Here is a 17557-nt window from a genome sequence, read left to right as displayed (position 1 = left end):
ACCTTTAAATTAGCTGAAAACAATATATTTTAGGTTCCGTGACACAGCATGGCCTTTTGTATTCTTTGATTTAATAATTAAATTAAATATTAAGGAGTACTGATATGAAATATAAAAAAGCTTTAGATGTGTTACCACCAGAAATTATTAAAATAATACAAGAATATGTTGAGGGAGAATTTCTTTATGTTCCTGCAAAAGAAAATAAGCGTGCACCTTGGGGTGAAAAAAGTGGAATAAAGAAAAGCCTTAAAATTAGAAATTCTGAAATTTATAAGAAATATCTTAAAGGAAGTACGATTAATGAGCTTTCCTTAGAATATTATTTATCAGATAAAAGCATACGAAGAATTATAAGTGATAGGAAAACTAAATGCTCATAATCAATACATACTTATTTATTAGTTTGAAGCTAGCTTTTTATTGATGTTATACTTTTAGAGTAATATCATATTAAAAGTTCTAATAATTAATTCTAAATATGTATACAATGAGTAGTTCATTATAAAATACAGATAAAAGATAATTATTATTACTCTATTTATTTAGAAAATAATAATTATCTTTTTTTATTGAAATGAGGTGTTAAAATTATGGAAGCTTTTATAAAAAAGCATGAATTTAATTATATATGTAAATGTTTATTTGACTTGAATAGTACCTTTAGAAACTGTCCTGATCCAATGATTGTTACCACTACTAAAGCACATATTCAAAATAAAATTCTAAATCAATTTAATACGCTTACTGAAGACCAAAAATCCATACTTAATATTGATAAGCTAATTGATCCTATTAAAATAGATGGATATTTAAAAGAACTTGATTCCTATGTGTATGGAATGCCTAAGATAAGTTCTGCAGCTCTTAGTAAACTATTTAGAAAGGAAAAGAAACTTAAACTTCCTAAGTTAAATGAGGATTCAAAACTTGTGTATTTAGGATGGATTGATCCTGGAATTAAAAAACTACTTATTGCTTATAATCTTAATGGAAAATTAGTTGGTATGTCTTGTAGACTTTCTGAAACAAACACATCTACTGCAAATGTCTGCACACTTTGCAATCACGTCGCTTCTGAAAATGATGTGGCCTTCGTTTCCCCTATATGCAAAACCTCAAGTAGCAATTCAGATGCTTACAAATCTATAGGTTTTCATATATGCTTAGATAGCAAAAAATGCAATGAAAGAATTACATCAACAGAAAAATTAGAAGAACTTTTAAAGGAAGTAAATAATATAAAATGATATTATTTTTAATAAAATATATGAACTCTAAGCAAATTGAACTAATTTAGATAATAAACTTAAATTAGTTCAATTTTTTATTGCAATTTATAGTTTTCCTCTCATAATCTCTTCAATATATTTATTTTGAACTGATCTTATCTAATTAAATATATTGAAGAGTTTTTATTAAAATATATATCTTAATAATTCTTAATAATTTTTATTATTAAATCTTAAAGTTTCCTTTTTACAATAGGTTTATCACGATTAAAGGAGAGACTTATGATGAAAAAAGGAATTAAGTTACTTTTAATTATTTTGCTTTGGATAAGCATTGCAGTAATTTTATATAACATGGGCTTTCTCTCAAAAGATAGTAGTAAATTTATTTCTATTATTAAGGGAAATTATATTGAAATGCAAATACTATTTGTATTTATATCTACTATGAGAGTTCTTATTTTTATACCTCAAACAGTTTTTATACTAATAGGAAGTGTTATCTTTGGTCCATATACAAGCTTTATATTGTCACTTTTAGCACTGTTTTTCTCTCAAAGTATTATGTATTTCATAGGTGTATATTTTAATAAAAACTTACTTAAAGACAATTGGATTAGCAAAAATCCGAGTATTATAGAACTAGTTAAAACTTATAGTTATAAGATTTTAGCTCTTGGAATAATATGTCCTGTTACGCCCTCTGATTTAATAACAGCTACAGCTGGGTATATAAATTTAGGTTATAAAAAATGTATTGCACTAATTGTTTTAGTAGATGCACCACTTATATTCTTATATGGTTTCTTAGGGAGTGGACTTACTGAAGCATCTTGGTTTAAACTTATAGCTCTTTTAATTTTACTACTTATATCATACTACTCCTTTATGATTTGGCGTAAAATTAAATCTTCAATATAATGATTAATGAACTTCAAATCAAACATTTAAATCAATGTTTAATTAAAATGTTTAAATCAATGTTAAAAAATGATACTGTTGCATTAATACCTTTAGAAAGTAAGGTTTAGTGCAACAGTATCATTTTATCTTAATGGCAATATTAATTTAAATTCTATAATATCTTCTTTAAGTCCTACTGTTATATCACCATTATGAAGTTCCATTATTCTTTTCACAATTGATAATCCAAGTCCTGAGCTATCCTGATTGTTTCTAGATTTATCTCTCTTATAAAACCTCTCAAATAGTTTTTCTAAATCCTCCTCGCATATATTTTGCGTCTTATTTCCTATAGAGATTATAACACTATCATTTTCACTAAATAGTTTTACTGAAATCATAGTGTTTTTTACACTATACTTTTTTGCATTGATTAATAAATTTTCTAGAACTCTTACTATTTTTTCTACGTCTATATCTATAAATATATCTTTATTTTCAATACATCTCTCAACTTCTAAGCCATCTTTATTTAAAATAGGTATGTATTCTCCAACTAATTGCTCTACTAAAGAGCCTATTTCAACATTACTATAATTCAATTTAATATCATTATTATTTAGCTTTGTATATTCAAAAAGCTCATTAATTAATCTATTAAGATTCTTAGTCCTTTCATCTATAATGGATATATAATCATCAAAGACTTTCTTATCCTCGAATCCATTCTTTTTTAACAGGTCTACATATCCTATTACTGAGGTAAGTGGTGTTCTTAAATCATGAGATACATTTGTTATGAGCTCATTTTTGGCATTTTCTATGTTTTTCTCATGGTCTATTTTTTTACGCAATTCAACTGACATATTATTTATGCTTTCACAAAGTTCTGCTATTTCATCCTTACCTTTAACTTCAATTGTTTTACCAAAGCCCTCATCTTTAATTAATTTAACCTCTTTAGTTATAAATTTAATATATTTTACTTTTCTATTAACTAACATAACAAAAATACTTAAAAATATCCCAACACCAAAAAAAATAAGAAGGAAAACTGAATTTATTGCTAAGAAATAATTATTCATCATTATTTTATCTATATTGGGATACAACCTTAAAATAAATGACATAGTAATAACACAACACTCAATAGCTACTATAACTGAAACTATAATTGAAAACACTAGATATAAGCTCATTTTATTTAAATTTATCTTTTTAAATTTCTTAGTATTAAATGCTAAAATAATAACTCCAAATAATATTAAGGCTAAAACTCTAAGTACAACAATATCTTTAGAGGGTATTTCTAATAATCCACCTGTTCCTTGATGTTTTGCTACAAGCACAGCAAATCCCTCACATATTGCAAACTGATATATAAAAAACCCTACAAGCACTCCTAAAACTAAATTTAATCTAAGTTTTTTTCCCTTAATCATATTTTATAACCTACTCCCCATATAGTTTTTATATAAATTGGAGCCTTAGGGTCTGCTTCTATCTTCTCTCTTAAATTAGTTATATGTACTGATACAGTATTATCTGATTTGAAAAACTCCTCTTTCCAAACTTCTTCATATATCTTTCTTATACTTAAAACAATCCCCTTATTTCTTGCAAGTAATTCTAGAATATCAAACTCCTTTGGTGTTAATCTTGCTTCATTTTCAGAAATCCACACTTGTCTAGTATCAGTATTAATAATTAATTCTCCAATCTCAATTGTAATCTTTGAATCATTGTTAGCTATGTTATATTTTTGATATCTTCTAAGCTGTGATTTTACTCTGGCTATAAGCTCTAAGGGATTAAAAGGCTTTGTAATATAATCATCTGCACCTGCTGTTAATCCATGAATTTTATCCATATCTTCAGACTTTGCAGATATCATAATTATTGGCATATTATTTTCTTTTCTAATTCTCATACAAGCTTCTATTCCATCTAACTCTGGCATCATAATGTCTAAAAGTATTAACTCTATATCCTTTTCTTCTATAAACTCAATAGCTCTTTTTGCACTCTCTGCTTTTATAGTTTTAAAGCCCTCATTTTCTAAATAAATACTTAATAAGTTTCTTATATTTTCATCATCATCAACTATAAGAATATATCCTTTCATTGTATCCTCTCCTTATAATTTATTTGTGCAGGTAAAAACGTATGCTGGAGGAATATTTATTAACTCCCTGCTTATATTAATATTTTTAAAATAATCTCTTATTAATGACATTTTTAACTTTGTATATTGAAACATAATAAAGGTGCCTTTATGCCCAAGTACACTCTTAGTATTAACTAATATTTTCTCCGTCATATCCTTTGGCAAACTTGCAAAGGGTAATCCTGATACAACATAATCTACATTATTTATACCATATTTATTTATATAATGATTAATATTTTCTGCTGAATCATTTATTACATGCACATTTTCCATGTAATAATACTTTTTCTTCAATATTTTATAAAACTCCTTATTGTATTCAATTAATATAATTGTAGTATCTTTCTTACATCTATTTAAGATTTCTTTTGTAAAAACCCCTGTACCTGGTCCAAATTCAACTATACAATCGCAAGCCTTAAAATCTATATTCTTAATAATTTTAGAAGATAGATTTTGTGAACTAGGTAAAACTGCTCCTGTAGCTCTAGGATGTAATAAATACTGAATTAAAAACTTAACTTTCATCAAATATCTCCCCTTATAATCAACTTAATAAGCCCATTATATGTAGTAATTATTAAAAAGTTGGTTTAGTATTTATTAAGAATTATTAAGATTGTAAATATATCATCTTATTACTCATTGAAATTAATCTTCTTCTCTAAACTATATTTAAGCTCAAATTTCTTTCTGAACCCTTAAAATATAAATTATAATGAAGCTTATTCTTCTTATAATAATTTTTATGTTCCTCCCTATATACCTAATAAGGCTCCTTATTACCTTATAAATATTTTACAGAATTAAGATTATTGTAATATTTTGTTAAGATAATTTTTCGCTTAAGTTGTTATGCTATATTGGGATGATTAAAACACCGTAAATTTTACTACGCTACTTTAAATTTATTATCAAACTATGGAGATGAGTTTTATGATGAAAAGTTACATAATAGCAATGCTATTACCATTTTTTCTAATAACTATTTTTAATATTTTTTTAAATAAAAGCAGTAAAACGCTTAATAAGAAAATATACTGGCAGCATTATTTCTTTGGATACTTGTTTATATTGTATCTTATGATTTCCTTAAAAGAGGTGGTAGGGTTTCCTTGTTTAAGTGAATGGCAAAGATTCTCTAAGTTAAATAAGCCTATATTTAATCCTAATATTAATTTAATACCATTTTCAGATGGATTTGAGATTTCTGCTATATTAAATATATTATTCTTTATGCCCTTTGGTTTTTTATTACCGACACTTTGGCAAAAGTTTAGAAATTTCTTACCCACTCTATGTTATGGATTAATTTTTTCTATGATTATTGAATTTGGACAATTATTCACTAATGGTCGTGGTACAGATGTTACTGATTTAATCATGAATTCCTTAGGAGCTATTTTAGGATGGCTTATATTTAAAGTTCTTAGAAAAGTCTTCCTTAAATTATCTAGTAACACAGTAGTTGAAATTTCTAATAAGGACAGTTTAATTTTAAAATTAGAACCATACATGTACGTGGCTATAACAGTTATATGTACTTTAATAAGTTAAAATGCATGCATGATAATAGTTTAAAATAAAACTATTATCATATTGACCTATACAGTTTTTATGTGGTATATTTTCTAACTATACTATATGTCATTTTTTCTTTTACTCAATAAAATTAGTAATAACCTTATAGTAAATTTGTGTAACTATATATTACAGAAATATAAGCTAAAAAACCTTAGAAAACTTCTTTGAAAAGTTTTCTAAGGTTTTCTTATATATTCTTTTATTCCTTTACCCAATAGCTACTGCAATCATTGGCACGATCAAGAAAGCCGTACTCTATAAGAGATCTTCTAATAGTTGCGTAATCCTCATAAATTCTTTTTAGGATTCTGTTTATTTCTTTTTCAGAGTATTTTTTACCCTTTGAGAAGTTTTTAGTCACTTCACATAAAACTATTAGCTTCTTCTTTTCTTTAGATGGAAAAGTCTTCATTGCCCCATTTTCATCCATATAGATTTTAATTGTAGTTTCTCTTTCTTTATCGGTAACATTATATCTATCATCTAAGGTAGTTGCCGTTTTATGAGCATCACATAAAGTATCCTTATCTAATTTATTTATTTTTTTATTTGTATTACATGATATTAATTCCATCATAGCTAAAAATAATCGAGCTTGCTTTTCTTTTTCACGTAACTTATATCTATGATTCCTTATTGTAGACTGTGCCACTCCTAACTTTGTAGCAATTTCTTTATCACTTAATCCTGATGCCATAAGCACCAAAACCTCTTGTTGTACCTGCGATACCCCTGTAAAGTTAGAATTCATTCCAAGTAAATACTCTAAAGTGGAACCATGACTTTCTTCTATATGAAGCTCTGTAGCTTTTCTAGCATCATATAGAATGGAATTTATCTCATATATTCTTCCCTTTGTAAATTCCTTTTCACAAATTATACACTTATAACCATCTTCTAATTCAATATACCCCTTCTTAACCTCTCCAATTGTTGCATCCCAAAATAATTCCTTATTGCTTTCACTCATTTTATAAACTCCCCTTATATAATACTTTATATAAATTATATGGTTATTTTTCAATTTTGTCTATATATAAACAAACTTATTTATTAATCATCTATATATTATGCAACGCTCAAGAGTTTTGACTATAAAAAATAGCCTTGAATTACAAGGCTATCTCATTAACATTTAAAATTGAAATCAAAGCATTAGCTAAATTTTCTCCCCAACATAAATAATCATGTCCACCTTTAAATACTTCAAAGTTTACATCATACCCTTTAGAGATTAAAGTATCTTTTAAGTTAGAATTATTCTTTCTCATATTGTGCTTTTCAATAATACCAACCTCAATATAAAACTTAAGTGGAAGTTTATCTACGGACTTAAACTGAAGACTCATCCAGCAATCATTATTCTCTTTATTATTATTAAATTTTTCTTCCTCATCAACAGGTATGTACCAATAAGAGCCTGACTGTGAGATTATGTTTCCAAAGGTCTCAGAATGTTTTAATCCCATATAAGATGCAGTTAATCCTCCAAGACTAAGTCCAGCTATTATAGCATCTTCAGGATTATTTGAAATTTTATATTTTTTTCTTATCCATGGAAGTATTTCATTAACTATGATAGCACAAAACTTATCACTACATCTCAGTTCTTCTCTCCTACTTTCACTTTCAGAATCAACAAATATACTAACTACTGGTGGGATTTTTTTATCTGCTATTAGATTATCTAATACATTTTTAGCTGAAAGTTTATCAGTATATGCAGTACCATCAGTAAAAACAATAAATTTATATTCAGTCATATCTCTATTGTATTCATGAGGTATATATACATCTATGTTTCGAGGTGAATTGAAATTTATACTTTCAAACTTATAATTTTCAATGGTACCTTTATTAATATCTATTCTTTCTTTAATCCAAAAGTCTTCCTTAGCCTTCGGCATTTCAACATAACTATATATTAAATCCTTTCCATTATCTATGCCTTCCCAAATAAATTTCTTTTCATTAAACTTATCATACTCCTTATTTTCCCAAACCTTTTCAAATTCAATTTCTTCACATTCATTAGGAATAAAAGTATATACATATCTTATATCATTCATAACTTTAAAAGTTATATACCATAAGTTTGTGTTTTTTATCTGTTTAAGTTTATATTTTTCTATTTCACTCGCAAAATCAAATAGAAAACTAGTAAATATTAATACGCTTTCAAATTGTTTTTCAGCACTATAGATAAAAGTAACCAAGGAATTATCATTGTCCCCTTCAATTTTTTCTATCAAAGGCGTCCCATTGTCTTGAATATATTGTAAAAATTCATTTACAGCCTCACTTTGATTATGTTCAAGTTTATTTTCTAAATCTTCAATTAATTTATTTTTAAATACCGGATTATTCATAACTATACCTCCAAATTGTTAAGATATGATCTTTCATCTTTGCTAATCAGACACGACTTATAGACTTTGGAATTATTAGATAATTATATCCTTATTTTTCAAATTAATCAATCTAATGTTTTACATACCATATTTAATCAATTCCCTTAAATAGATTTCTTCCACTTTCTTATTTTGCTCCTGAAAGTTTTAAAGGGAGCAACGGTATTTATGTGAATCCATTTCCATATTGGCCAATTAGAAGGTGTTGATGATGCCCATTTTCTCCCTTCTGACTGAAATAGCTCAATATCTGTATAGTTATTAATTAAATTAATAATTTTGTACTCTGTTTCTATAAACATAGCACATAGTTCTTTAAGCGTATACTTATTATATTCTTCATAAAAACTTTCATATAATCCACCAAGCTTATTCCACTTATAATCTGGTGTTGGTGTAATTACGACTTCCCCTTGGTTTTCTTTATTTTCCCAATCAAGTATTAGATTCATCCATCCTAACTGGTATGAAATCATTTGGGCTGGAGTTCTATCCACACCTTCAATTAACTTGTCCTTATACTTTTCATCAATATCATTAAACTCTTTAATAAATAGTTTTGCACGCTTTGAAATCTCTGAAATAAGTTCCTCTCTATTTTCATACTCTACCATTTACTCGCATATCCCCTGTATCATTATTTATTTAAATTATAACTTTTTTCCTCAAGTCTAATTATTCTTATACCATAATATTTAACTTCTAAATTACTTTTGTAAAAGAGAAAGCTTTTCGTCTTTAAGATAACAATAAGTTATCCATCTTTATTGTGATATTATCTCTATCCCATCCTCAGTTACAAGAACTGTATGCTCCCATTGTGCTGAAAGAGACCCATCCTTTGTAATAGCAGTCCATCCATTATCTTCATCTACAAAGACCTCATGACCCCCTATATTTATCATAGGTTCAATTGTAAATACCATACCAGGTACTAAAATCATATCTGTTCCTCTTTTTCCAAAATGATTAATAAATGGCTCCTCATGAATATCTAATCCAACACCATGTCCTCCAAATTCTCTAACTACTGAATAACCTCTACTCTCAGCATATTCTTGAATTGCAGCTCCTATATCCCCTAAAAAACCCCAAGGTTTAACCTCACTTATACCTATTGCTAAGCATTCCTTAGTTACTTCAACTAATTTTCTAGCAGCATCACTTACCTGTCCAATCATAAACATTCTTGATGCATCTGAATAGTATCCATTAAATATCGTTGTTGCATCCACGTTTATAATATCTCCACTTTTAAGTATTACATCTTTACTGGGTATCCCGTGACATACTTCATTATTTATTGATGTACAAATACTTTTAGGGAATCCATCATAATTTAACGGTGCAGGAATTCCACCATTAGATATGGTATAGTTATATGCTAAATCATCTATTTCTTGAGTCGTCATACCTACTCTAATCTTCTCACCAATCAAATCTAAAAGTCCATTGTTAATCTTTGCACTTTCTTTTATACCTTCAATTTGTTTCTTAGTTTTTATAAGTTCTATACCTGGTGTAATATACCCCTTACTCCTTAAATCTCTTAATTTTTTATCAAATTCTAAATGACATTTTTTATATTTCAGACCACTTTCACACCAACAATTATCATTTCTATTTAACATAATAAAATATCCTCCATTTATTTATAATTTAATTGATCCACCATGAAAAAAACATTCATAAACTTTACTATTATTAAAATATATTTCTTCATACCCTTGAAACCAATCAAATTCTCCATTAATAATACAATGATATTTGTACTGACCCTTTTCATATATAATTGGGCCTCGGTAAGGATAATCTCTAGATACTAAATTTAAAACCTCTTTTAAAAACTTCACTGAAAATGCTTCATCTAAAATTCTGCCTACATAATTCATTGACCATAATGGAGTATCATTTTTCCACAAAGCTTCCTCTCCTGAAAATTGTTCTCCTCCTAAATATGTATCAATATATTTAAATTCACCTTCTATATATTCAAAATCATGTGAGCTAGGTCTTGAAGATTTACTTTCCAGACCATTTCCCGAATATGTTGACTTTTTAGCTCTACATAAAAAATCTATAACTTCTTCATTTATACTACTGACTTTACTTGGCTCTATACATAAATGACAATTCTCTTCATAGTCATTTACCAATTTATCTATGCTTACATTAAAAAAATCACTTAATGCAATTAGCTTAGCAATATCCGGATATGATTGTCCAACTTCCCACTTTGCAACAGCTTGTCTTGAAATACCTATTATTTCAGCTAATTTTTCTTGAGATAACCCTCTTGATTTTCTTAATGTTTGAACCTGCTCATGAAAACTCATTCTTAATCACCTCTAAAATCAGTATACTATTATTATCAGTATATTTCTACCAACCTAATGTAGCAAAATTGACAACCACAAGTAGCTTTTAAATAGTAATTTCCTTTATGCCAAAGCTTTCATTTCACACTTTAAAGTTTTCAAATCACATCTAAAAAATCATCGAAAGTTTATTAGAAAATTAAACTAAAGAAAAACATGTACTTATAGGTACACTTTAGTTTTCTTATAAGCACTATTAAATTATGCCTAAGGATTTATTTCTATATTGGTTATCTATTATTCATATATAATTTTAGTAAATACATTTTAATTTGTTTTCACTTGTCCTTTATTATTAAAATATTTTTTTAATAAACTCATAAGATTCTCCTTATTATTTAAAGCTTAAAAATATGTATTAAGTTATTTTATCTTATTATACTTAATTGATTTAAATGAATATATGAAAATATAAAATAACCTCTAGAGTATGTTAAATTATACATACTCTAGAGGCTATTTTAATTAATTCAATATAGTATATTTACATCTTCCACTTAATATATAAGCCATATTTACTTTATTTATACTATTAAGTCCCCCATCCCACCCTCATTTATAAGTTAACATACGGTTTTAACATTAATACTTAACTTTACCCTTGTAACATTACTGAACTCATCTTTTACTATTTGCACATTGGTTCCGTATATGCTCATCTTGAGCTAATTCACATCTCAATTAGCAGAGTTTATGTTCACCCTTATAAATTACCATCTGAATTTTATTCTATTAAATCAGTTGTCCAATTTAATCCTTGCAATGTTGTATCTAACAATCTATATTCCTTTGAAAGTTTATCTATTTCTTTTTGTTTTTCTGCTACATTTATTGTACTTAAAACCTTTATTTCTTTATTGGAATATCTCTCAACTTTGTCTGAGGCCTCACTTAAAAATCCTCTTAAAACTGATAATTTTAACCCTAATGCATCTCTTTTGGCTATAAGATCTGCTATACTCTCATTTTCCACATAGGTAGAACTATTAGTTTTGTTTATTGCCTTTATAATATTTTCTAGTTCTACTATATTATTATCTAGTTCTTTTAAAAGTACCTTTGGATCTTCAGCTGGTGTATCACCTTCTTGAACCTTCGCATTTTTTATTAATCTTTCTTTTAAAGATGCAATTCTTCTTTGTAAATCCGCTCTTAAGTTTAATGCTTCTGCTAATTTCACATCTTCACCCCATTTTCACTTACTTTTACCTTTTATATTTATTTACTATTATACACTGATTTTCGGTTATCTTTAAGGTTTATATAAGGTTTTTCTCATATTGTTTCATATAGTAAAATATATACTAGTTTTTTTAACCTATACTTAAAATTTTAAAATACAAATTGTAAATAAAAGAATAGTTGATACTGCTAGAAAAGTTAATGAAACAGCTGCTTTCTTTTTTCTTGATTCCATTATAAGTTTATCAGAATTGCTCATAGATGAAGGATACTTTCTTCTCCCAATTAAATATAGTAGTAATCCTCCAGATCCTTGTCCGCTTAATGAAAAAATTCCCCAGAACTTCGGATGTTTTAATCCCCTGCACTCAGCATCAAGTTCTGTCATCTTATAAACTTGATAAGCAAGAGTTGAAGCCCCTAACATTGCCACAAAAATAACTATAATTAAATACCACATAATATCCCCCTAAAACTTCTTAATTACTTGATAGAATAATGCCGTTGTACTTAGAATTCCTAAAGTCACACTACCTATCATTAGATAAGTATTTTTCCCTATAATACCATTGAAAAATATAAACAAAATAAATAGTAAACAATTGACGCCAATAGCCATTAGTAACTTTTTATTACTACTAACAACATCCGTACTATCCTCCAAATATTTCATCATATCAGAGTCTCCTTTCAACAGTTCATCTAAACTAATACTATAGATATCACTCAATCTTATTACACTTATGATATCTGGATAAGACTTTTCATTCTCCCAATTTGATATTGTTTGCCTAGAAACTTCTATTTTTTCTGCTACTTTTTCTTGAGTTAATCCAGACTTTACTCGTGCATCCTTTATTTTTTTTCCAACATCCATAATACTTCTCCTTTCACTAATACCTTCTCATATTTAAAGTTATTAATCTATCAAAATGCTTTTACAATAGGATTTTTCTATGTAAAAATTCTTTTACATCCACAGTTTATAAGGCTTTCAACCATTTTTGTTTTAATTTTATAATTTCATATAGTTACCATTATACACTGAAATTACCATGATATTAATTGTATTAGTTATAGTAACTTAACACTATTTTCTTAATTATAAAACTAAATTTATGGATAAAAAATAAGATAGATTCATCACCTATCTTAAAAATTTTCTTTACTTAACTCTTTAATTTTATCTACATTTAATTCTGTTTTTTCCTATATTATTTTATAATCTAATAGGTGTAATATTTTTTTTGCTACTTCTATAGATTTCCTTGATTCAGATGAACTAATTATATCAATCCTACCATAATTTAATCATTTATTTCAAATATAACCATTGCTTTTATTATAATTACATTACAACACATTATATTCCATTAACCAACAATCTTGTAAATTCCCTTCATGCAATTCATGCTTCGGAAGAATTTTCACTTTTTTAAACCCACTTTTTTCATAACAGCTAATTGCTCTCTTATTTCTATCTTGTGGGTCTAAGACTATCTTCTGTGTATCCATTTCTGTTATTAAGAAATTTACCATTTCTTTCATTACCATTGTCCCTATGCCTTGTCCCCAGTATTTAGTTTCTCCAATAAATTGATCTGTTCCATAAATAATTTTATGAATACCGGTATAACCATATTCCTCATATTCTTCTTTACTGATATGATAAAATTGAATATAACCAATGGGATCATTCGAGTACTCAATTATACATCTTGTTTTATTACTACTAGTGTAGAATTTCTTTTCCACCATATTTTCATCATATGGATTGTCTCTTCCACCATAATATTCAAGAACATGGATATCTGAAAGCCATTTTACTAAAAACTGCTTATCCGAGAGTTCTAAACTACGAATAGTTAATTCTCCTGTTTTACAAAATATCATAACTATTTTCCCTCCTATAGTTATTATTTATAAAAAACATTTGATTTTTTTGATGTATCATCAATACTAAGAAAAGTAATTGTAAAATCAGTTATTAAAAAATGAAAAACTACAATATTAATACCCTATCATGGTTCTTTGACTTTATTTTCTCTCTACAATTTCACCATTACTTTTCAAAATACTCTTCTCTGGAATATAACCTCTTACAGAAGTTAATGGATAGACAATACTATCTTTTCCTATTATTGTACCCGGGTTTAAAACTGAGTTACATCCCACTTCAGCTGAATCTCCTACAATTGCACCAAATTTTCTTAAACCAGTTTCAATAATATCTTTGCCATATTTTACTTTTACTAATGTTCCATCAGATTTTAAATTGGAGGTTATTGCTCCTGCCCCTAGATGAGCTTTATACCCTAATATTGAATCACCAACATAATTATAATGGGGAACTTGAGCTTTATTAAAGAGGATTGAATTTTTAATTTCAGTTGAATTTCCAATTACAACATTATTACCAATGATAACATTGCCTCTAATATATGCAGAATGCCTGATTTCGCAATTGTAACCTATAATGGCTGGGCCGTTTATAAGAACACTTTTTTCTATAGTAGTACCTTTACCAACCCATACAAATTCCTTTATTCTTTCAAAATCACTTGGAAGATTTTTTGCATATTCAAAAATGAAATCCTTAATTTCTGTAAGAGCTTCCCAAGGATACTTAACCCCTTCAAATATGGCTCTTGCATCTAATTCTTCAATGTCTAATAATTCATTTACAGAAACTTTCATTATAATCCTCATAATCCTCCTATTATTTATTTCATCATATAATATAATCGTTGAGAACTTTATATTAGCATTATATATAATTTATAGAATAAAAACCAGTATTTTCTAAAACAAAAATAATAAATCTACAATAAAATTATAAAATAATAATCTTATTGTAGATTTATACGTTACTCAAAAACCTATCTAAACTTATATACTTTTGAAACATATTTATCTTAGAATAATTAAGGAAACTTCTGCACCCTTTCCATCTTCTCTATTTTTAAGCACTAATTCTCCTCCATGCTTCTTTGCTATGGTTTCTGTAATGTATAATCCTATCCCATAGTGTTTGCCTGCTCTACGATGTGATTCTTCCATATAAAATTGGTTTGTAGCATTTTTTAGTCCTTCTTCTGAAAAACCTTTTCCACAATCTTTTATAGTAAAGTTTAATTTATTATTATGGCAATTAACTAAGATCTCTATTTTATCCTCCTCACTTGAATACTCTACAGAATTAACTATTATATTAGTAAGTGCCCTTATTAAGAGTTCTGAATTTCCATGAAAACTTTCAGGAGGATTATTAACCTCAATAGAGTTTTTAAGATCTTTTCTCTTGCACAACATTTCAGTTTCGCACCTTAGTTCTTGCAAGAAACTATTAAAATCTATAGTTTCCATACTGTAATCTATATCATTCTCAGCCTTTGATATTTCTATCAAAATTGAAATATATTTTTCAATTTTATTAGAGTTCTTAATAATAAAATCTACATATTCCTTATCTTCACTTAAAGCTTCATCCTCTGATAGCAATTCAGCATTGCCTTTTATAATTGTTAATGGAGTTTTTATATCATGTGCAAGTGCTGATATTTGATCCTTTCTCCTTTGTTCAGCTTTCCACTGTGTTTCTAAGGATTTTCTCAATGCATTTTTCATATTTTCTATAGATATTAATACCTCATTGAATTCTCTTATATTAGTAGGTGTTACTTCAAAGTCTAAGTCTTGCTGCATTATTAGTTCCGTAGATTTTTTTAAAGGACTTAATTCACCTTTTAATCTTTCACCAAAGTTTTTAATAAGAATAATAGAAATTATTATAAATGAAACAACAAATAAAATAATCATAATTAACTCTGGATAGGGGAATATATTATTCATATACTCCGATGAAAAATGTGCCTTTATATCATATGATATTACACAAGTTCCATCATTTAATGATATTGATGTATAGATATACTTGCCCTTTATACTAATTCCATTTAAATATTTATAAGCTTCATCTAATTGCTTTTCATTAAAATTACTACTAATTACTTCTAAATTTTTATTATAAAAGCCATACCTATATGGATACTTTATACTATCTTTATCTACATTTCCTTTTGCTAAAAGATCTTTTTTAAACTCCTCTACGTTATTTTGAGCATAATCAGCTGTCAATACTATTCCTGTACTTACACCAATTCCAAAAATAAATATCGACAAAAATAATGCTACAAGTGTTAGTACACAAAAACTAACTAAATACCTTAAAAATATATTATATAGTGTTACTTCCTTCTTTTTAATTATATCCATTTATAACCAACACCCCAAACTGTTTCAATTGGATTATCTATATATAGGTTAATTTTAGCTCTAATATTTTTAATGTGCTCTCTTATTGCACTATTATCACTATTCTTGTCATACCCATATGTTTTCACAAATATTTGTTCTAAGGAAAATACTTGTCCTTTATGTTTTGCTAAAAGCTCACAAATATTGTATTCTCCCTTTGTAAGAGATATTTTTATATCATTAAAAAATAATTCCTTAGCTTGTAAATCAAACCTTAATCCATTAGTTGATAAAGTATTGTGATGTTCCCTATTTTCACGTCTTAAATGAGCTGCAACCCTAGCCCTTAATTCTAGTATGCTAAAGGGCTTTTTTATATAGTCATCTCCACCTATTGAAAAGCCTTCAATAATATCTTCTTCTAGTATTTTTGCTGTTATAAATATTATTGGACAATCAATTTCTTCACGAATCCTTTTACATAATGTAAATCCATCTATCTTAGGCATCATAACATCCATTAATATTAAATCAAATTTTTTAAGTTCATCAACCGAAATATCAATTGCATTATTTCTCGTTTCAATTATATATTTTTGATTGCTTAAAGCATTTTTTATTAATTTACAAATATCCTCTTCATCATCAATTACTAAAATATTACTCACTTTCTCACCCACTTAATAACTCTCTTTTTTTCCTTCCCAATGATTACTGAAAACTATTAGAGATACTATTCCTATTATTATAAAAAGTATTATTGAAATTATAGCTATATTTACTTCACTCTGCACTGCTAAATTACAGTTATTCATCATTTCATATTGGAAAAAATATGAAGATAATCTTGTTGAATATCCCCATGCCAATATAAACCAAATACCATCTCCTAAGCCAGTTAACATAAGTGCTGTAATAAGAGTCCCAATAACTCCCAGTCCCATAGCTGCACCCTTTCCAAAAGAAAATGCTAATAAATATTGTATCACATATATTGGAAGATTACTTATGAAGATAATAACTGCTTCTTTTATATAAAATATTACACTAATATTCTGCTCACTTAAGATATTAAATATTATTCCAAATCCTACAATGCTTATTAATGTAGATACCATTCCAAAGATAACTAATAAAACTAGTTTGCTTGTATGAGGAACATACCTTTTACTTGCTGTTGAAAGAAAATATTGAAACCCTTTTGCTTCTTCTTCCTGTTCATAAACCATAGTTATTACCATGGAAATGATTAAAGGAAAGGCAATTGATATAATCTGCATATACGCAGAGATTTTTTCTAATTCTCCTAAGGAAGAAATTGTAAAGTAAGCTATCATTAAAATTATTCCTATTACTGGAATAATCAAATGACTTATAATTATTTTAGAGTGACTAAATTTGTATAAATCAGCTTTTAAATAATTTCTAAATGTCACCATT

Annotated in this window: 20 protein-coding genes; 4 read left to right on the top strand and 16 right to left on the bottom strand. The window is 27.1% G+C overall.

The genetic code is table 11. From position 1 onward, the window contains the following. Positions 1-104: 104 nt before the first annotated feature. From BUA48_RS00510 to BUA48_RS00500, 3 genes are all read left to right on the top strand, one after another. A complete protein-coding gene (locus BUA48_RS00510; RefSeq protein WP_072828945.1) occupies positions 105-383 on the top strand; it encodes a CD3324 family protein in 279 nt (92 codons plus the stop codon). A 210-nt stretch (positions 384-593) separates the two neighbouring features. Next, complete coding sequence (locus BUA48_RS00505; protein ID WP_072828942.1) at positions 594-1250, top strand: FusB/FusC family EF-G-binding protein; 657 nt, start codon at positions 594-596, stop codon at positions 1248-1250. A gap of 267 nt (positions 1251-1517) precedes the next feature. After that, positions 1518-2153, top strand: coding sequence for a VTT domain-containing protein (locus BUA48_RS00500; RefSeq protein ID WP_072828939.1), 636 nt, complete (start codon positions 1518-1520; stop codon positions 2151-2153). 125 nt (positions 2154-2278) lie between these two features. On the opposite strand, the gene BUA48_RS00495 is transcribed toward BUA48_RS00500, so the two are convergent. From BUA48_RS00495 to BUA48_RS00485, 3 genes are read right to left on the bottom strand one after another with little or no spacing between them, the layout of a single operon-like run. Beyond that, positions 2279-3577: a sensor histidine kinase gene (locus tag BUA48_RS00495; protein ID WP_072828937.1), complete on the bottom strand. Its 1299-nt coding sequence runs from the start codon at positions 3575-3577 to the stop codon at positions 2279-2281. Then, complete coding sequence (locus BUA48_RS00490) at positions 3574-4260, bottom strand: response regulator transcription factor (protein ID WP_072828934.1); 687 nt, start codon at positions 4258-4260, stop codon at positions 3574-3576. The genes BUA48_RS00495 and BUA48_RS00490 overlap by 4 nt, the downstream gene beginning before the upstream one ends. A gap of 12 nt (positions 4261-4272) precedes the next feature. After that, positions 4273-4833 (bottom strand): class I SAM-dependent methyltransferase, encoded by a 561-nt coding sequence (locus tag BUA48_RS00485; RefSeq protein ID WP_072828932.1) that lies wholly within the window; start codon positions 4831-4833, stop codon positions 4273-4275. 408 nt (positions 4834-5241) lie between these two features. Here BUA48_RS00485 and BUA48_RS00480 point away from each other — a divergent pair, with 408 nt between their 5' ends. After that, the gene (locus BUA48_RS00480) at positions 5242-5862 is read left to right on the top strand and encodes a VanZ family protein (protein ID WP_242944282.1); all 621 of its coding nucleotides are present in this window, start codon (positions 5242-5244) and stop codon (positions 5860-5862) included. Between the two features lie 226 nt (positions 5863-6088). Here the strand turns inward: BUA48_RS00480 and BUA48_RS00475 are convergent, their stop codons facing one another. From BUA48_RS00475 to BUA48_RS00415, 13 genes are all read right to left on the bottom strand, one after another. Next, positions 6089-6859, bottom strand: a complete 771-nt coding sequence (locus tag BUA48_RS00475) for a DUF2087 domain-containing protein (RefSeq protein ID WP_072828927.1) — start codon at positions 6857-6859, stop codon at positions 6089-6091. Positions 6860-7001: 142 nt separating this feature from the next. Beyond that, on the bottom strand, positions 7002-8258 hold the full coding sequence (locus BUA48_RS00470; protein WP_072828924.1) for an alpha/beta hydrolase: 1257 nt from the start codon (positions 8256-8258) through the stop codon (positions 7002-7004). A gap of 146 nt (positions 8259-8404) precedes the next feature. Further along, positions 8405-8914, bottom strand: coding sequence for a ClbS/DfsB family four-helix bundle protein (locus BUA48_RS00465; RefSeq protein ID WP_072828922.1), 510 nt, complete (start codon positions 8912-8914; stop codon positions 8405-8407). 150 nt (positions 8915-9064) lie between these two features. Continuing rightward, the gene (locus BUA48_RS00460) at positions 9065-9934 is read right to left on the bottom strand and encodes a methionyl aminopeptidase (RefSeq protein ID WP_084665983.1); all 870 of its coding nucleotides are present in this window, start codon (positions 9932-9934) and stop codon (positions 9065-9067) included. An 18-nt stretch (positions 9935-9952) separates the two neighbouring features. After that, positions 9953-10636: a DUF5680 domain-containing protein gene (locus BUA48_RS00455; RefSeq protein ID WP_072828917.1), complete on the bottom strand. Its 684-nt coding sequence runs from the start codon at positions 10634-10636 to the stop codon at positions 9953-9955. Between the two features lie 766 nt (positions 10637-11402). Then, positions 11403-11858 (bottom strand): DIP1984 family protein, encoded by a 456-nt coding sequence (locus BUA48_RS00450; RefSeq protein ID WP_072828915.1) that lies wholly within the window; start codon positions 11856-11858, stop codon positions 11403-11405. A 144-nt stretch (positions 11859-12002) separates the two neighbouring features. Further along, positions 12003-12320, bottom strand: coding sequence for a hypothetical protein (locus tag BUA48_RS00445; RefSeq protein WP_072828912.1), 318 nt, complete (start codon positions 12318-12320; stop codon positions 12003-12005). 9 nt (positions 12321-12329) lie between these two features. Next, positions 12330-12737, bottom strand: coding sequence for a helix-turn-helix domain-containing protein (locus BUA48_RS00440; RefSeq protein ID WP_072828909.1), 408 nt, complete (start codon positions 12735-12737; stop codon positions 12330-12332). Between the two features lie 476 nt (positions 12738-13213). Beyond that, entirely contained in the window at positions 13214-13753 is a 540-nt protein-coding gene (locus tag BUA48_RS00435) for a GNAT family N-acetyltransferase (protein WP_072828906.1), read from the bottom strand. A 144-nt stretch (positions 13754-13897) separates the two neighbouring features. Beyond that, positions 13898-14557 carry an acyltransferase gene (locus BUA48_RS00430; RefSeq protein WP_072830513.1) on the bottom strand — a complete coding sequence of 220 codons (660 nt, stop codon included), beginning with the start codon at positions 14555-14557 and terminating at the stop codon, positions 13898-13900. 213 nt (positions 14558-14770) lie between these two features. Next, on the bottom strand, positions 14771-16135 hold the full coding sequence (locus BUA48_RS00425) for a sensor histidine kinase (RefSeq protein WP_072828903.1): 1365 nt from the start codon (positions 16133-16135) through the stop codon (positions 14771-14773). Beyond that, entirely contained in the window at positions 16126-16785 is a 660-nt protein-coding gene (locus BUA48_RS00420; RefSeq protein WP_072830511.1) for a response regulator transcription factor, read from the bottom strand. The genes BUA48_RS00425 and BUA48_RS00420 overlap by 10 nt, the downstream gene beginning before the upstream one ends. Positions 16786-16797: 12 nt before the next feature. Then, the gene (locus BUA48_RS00415) at positions 16798-17556 is read right to left on the bottom strand and encodes a lantibiotic immunity ABC transporter MutG family permease subunit (RefSeq protein ID WP_072828900.1); all 759 of its coding nucleotides are present in this window, start codon (positions 17554-17556) and stop codon (positions 16798-16800) included. Position 17557 lies beyond the last annotated feature (1 nt).

Origin of the sequence: Clostridium collagenovorans DSM 3089 (assembly GCF_900130005.1) — a bacterium.
GTDB lineage: Bacteria > Bacillota > Clostridia > Clostridiales > Clostridiaceae > Clostridium_D > Clostridium_D collagenovorans.
Note: the sequence above shows the minus strand (reverse complement) of the source record. Positions and strands in the feature narration are given on the sequence as shown.

Bases quoted from the DNA above. Each gene is read 5' to 3' on its own strand.
- BUA48_RS00510 (WP_072828945.1), top strand. From the start codon at position 105: ATGAAATATAAAAAAGCTTTAGATGTGTTACCACCAGAAATTATTAAA.
- BUA48_RS00505 (WP_072828942.1), top strand. From the start codon at position 594: ATGGAAGCTTTTATAAAAAAGCATGAATTTAATTATATATGTAAATGT.
- BUA48_RS00500 (WP_072828939.1), top strand. From the start codon at position 1,518: ATGAAAAAAGGAATTAAGTTACTTTTAATTATTTTGCTTTGGATAAGC.
- BUA48_RS00495 (WP_072828937.1), bottom strand. From the start codon at position 3,577: ATGATTAAGGGAAAAAAACTTAGATTAAATTTAGTTTTAGGAGTGCTT.
- BUA48_RS00490 (WP_072828934.1), bottom strand. From the start codon at position 4,260: ATGAAAGGATATATTCTTATAGTTGATGATGATGAAAATATAAGAAAC.
- BUA48_RS00485 (WP_072828932.1), bottom strand. From the start codon at position 4,833: ATGAAAGTTAAGTTTTTAATTCAGTATTTATTACATCCTAGAGCTACA.
- BUA48_RS00480 (WP_242944282.1), top strand. From the start codon at position 5,242: ATGATGAAAAGTTACATAATAGCAATGCTATTACCATTTTTTCTAATA.
- BUA48_RS00475 (WP_072828927.1), bottom strand. From the start codon at position 6,859: ATGAGTGAAAGCAATAAGGAATTATTTTGGGATGCAACAATTGGAGAG.
- BUA48_RS00470 (WP_072828924.1), bottom strand. From the start codon at position 8,258: ATGAATAATCCGGTATTTAAAAATAAATTAATTGAAGATTTAGAAAAT.
- BUA48_RS00465 (WP_072828922.1), bottom strand. From the start codon at position 8,914: ATGGTAGAGTATGAAAATAGAGAGGAACTTATTTCAGAGATTTCAAAG.
- BUA48_RS00455 (WP_072828917.1), bottom strand. From the start codon at position 10,636: ATGAGTTTTCATGAGCAGGTTCAAACATTAAGAAAATCAAGAGGGTTA.
- BUA48_RS00445 (WP_072828912.1), bottom strand. From the start codon at position 12,320: ATGTGGTATTTAATTATAGTTATTTTTGTGGCAATGTTAGGGGCTTCA.
- BUA48_RS00440 (WP_072828909.1), bottom strand. From the start codon at position 12,737: ATGGATGTTGGAAAAAAAATAAAGGATGCACGAGTAAAGTCTGGATTA.
- BUA48_RS00435 (WP_072828906.1), bottom strand. From the start codon at position 13,753: ATGATATTTTGTAAAACAGGAGAATTAACTATTCGTAGTTTAGAACTC.
- BUA48_RS00430 (WP_072830513.1), bottom strand. From the start codon at position 14,557: ATGAAAGTTTCTGTAAATGAATTATTAGACATTGAAGAATTAGATGCA.
- BUA48_RS00425 (WP_072828903.1), bottom strand. From the start codon at position 16,135: ATGGATATAATTAAAAAGAAGGAAGTAACACTATATAATATATTTTTA.
- BUA48_RS00415 (WP_072828900.1), bottom strand. From the start codon at position 17,556: ATGGTGACATTTAGAAATTATTTAAAAGCTGATTTATACAAATTTAGT.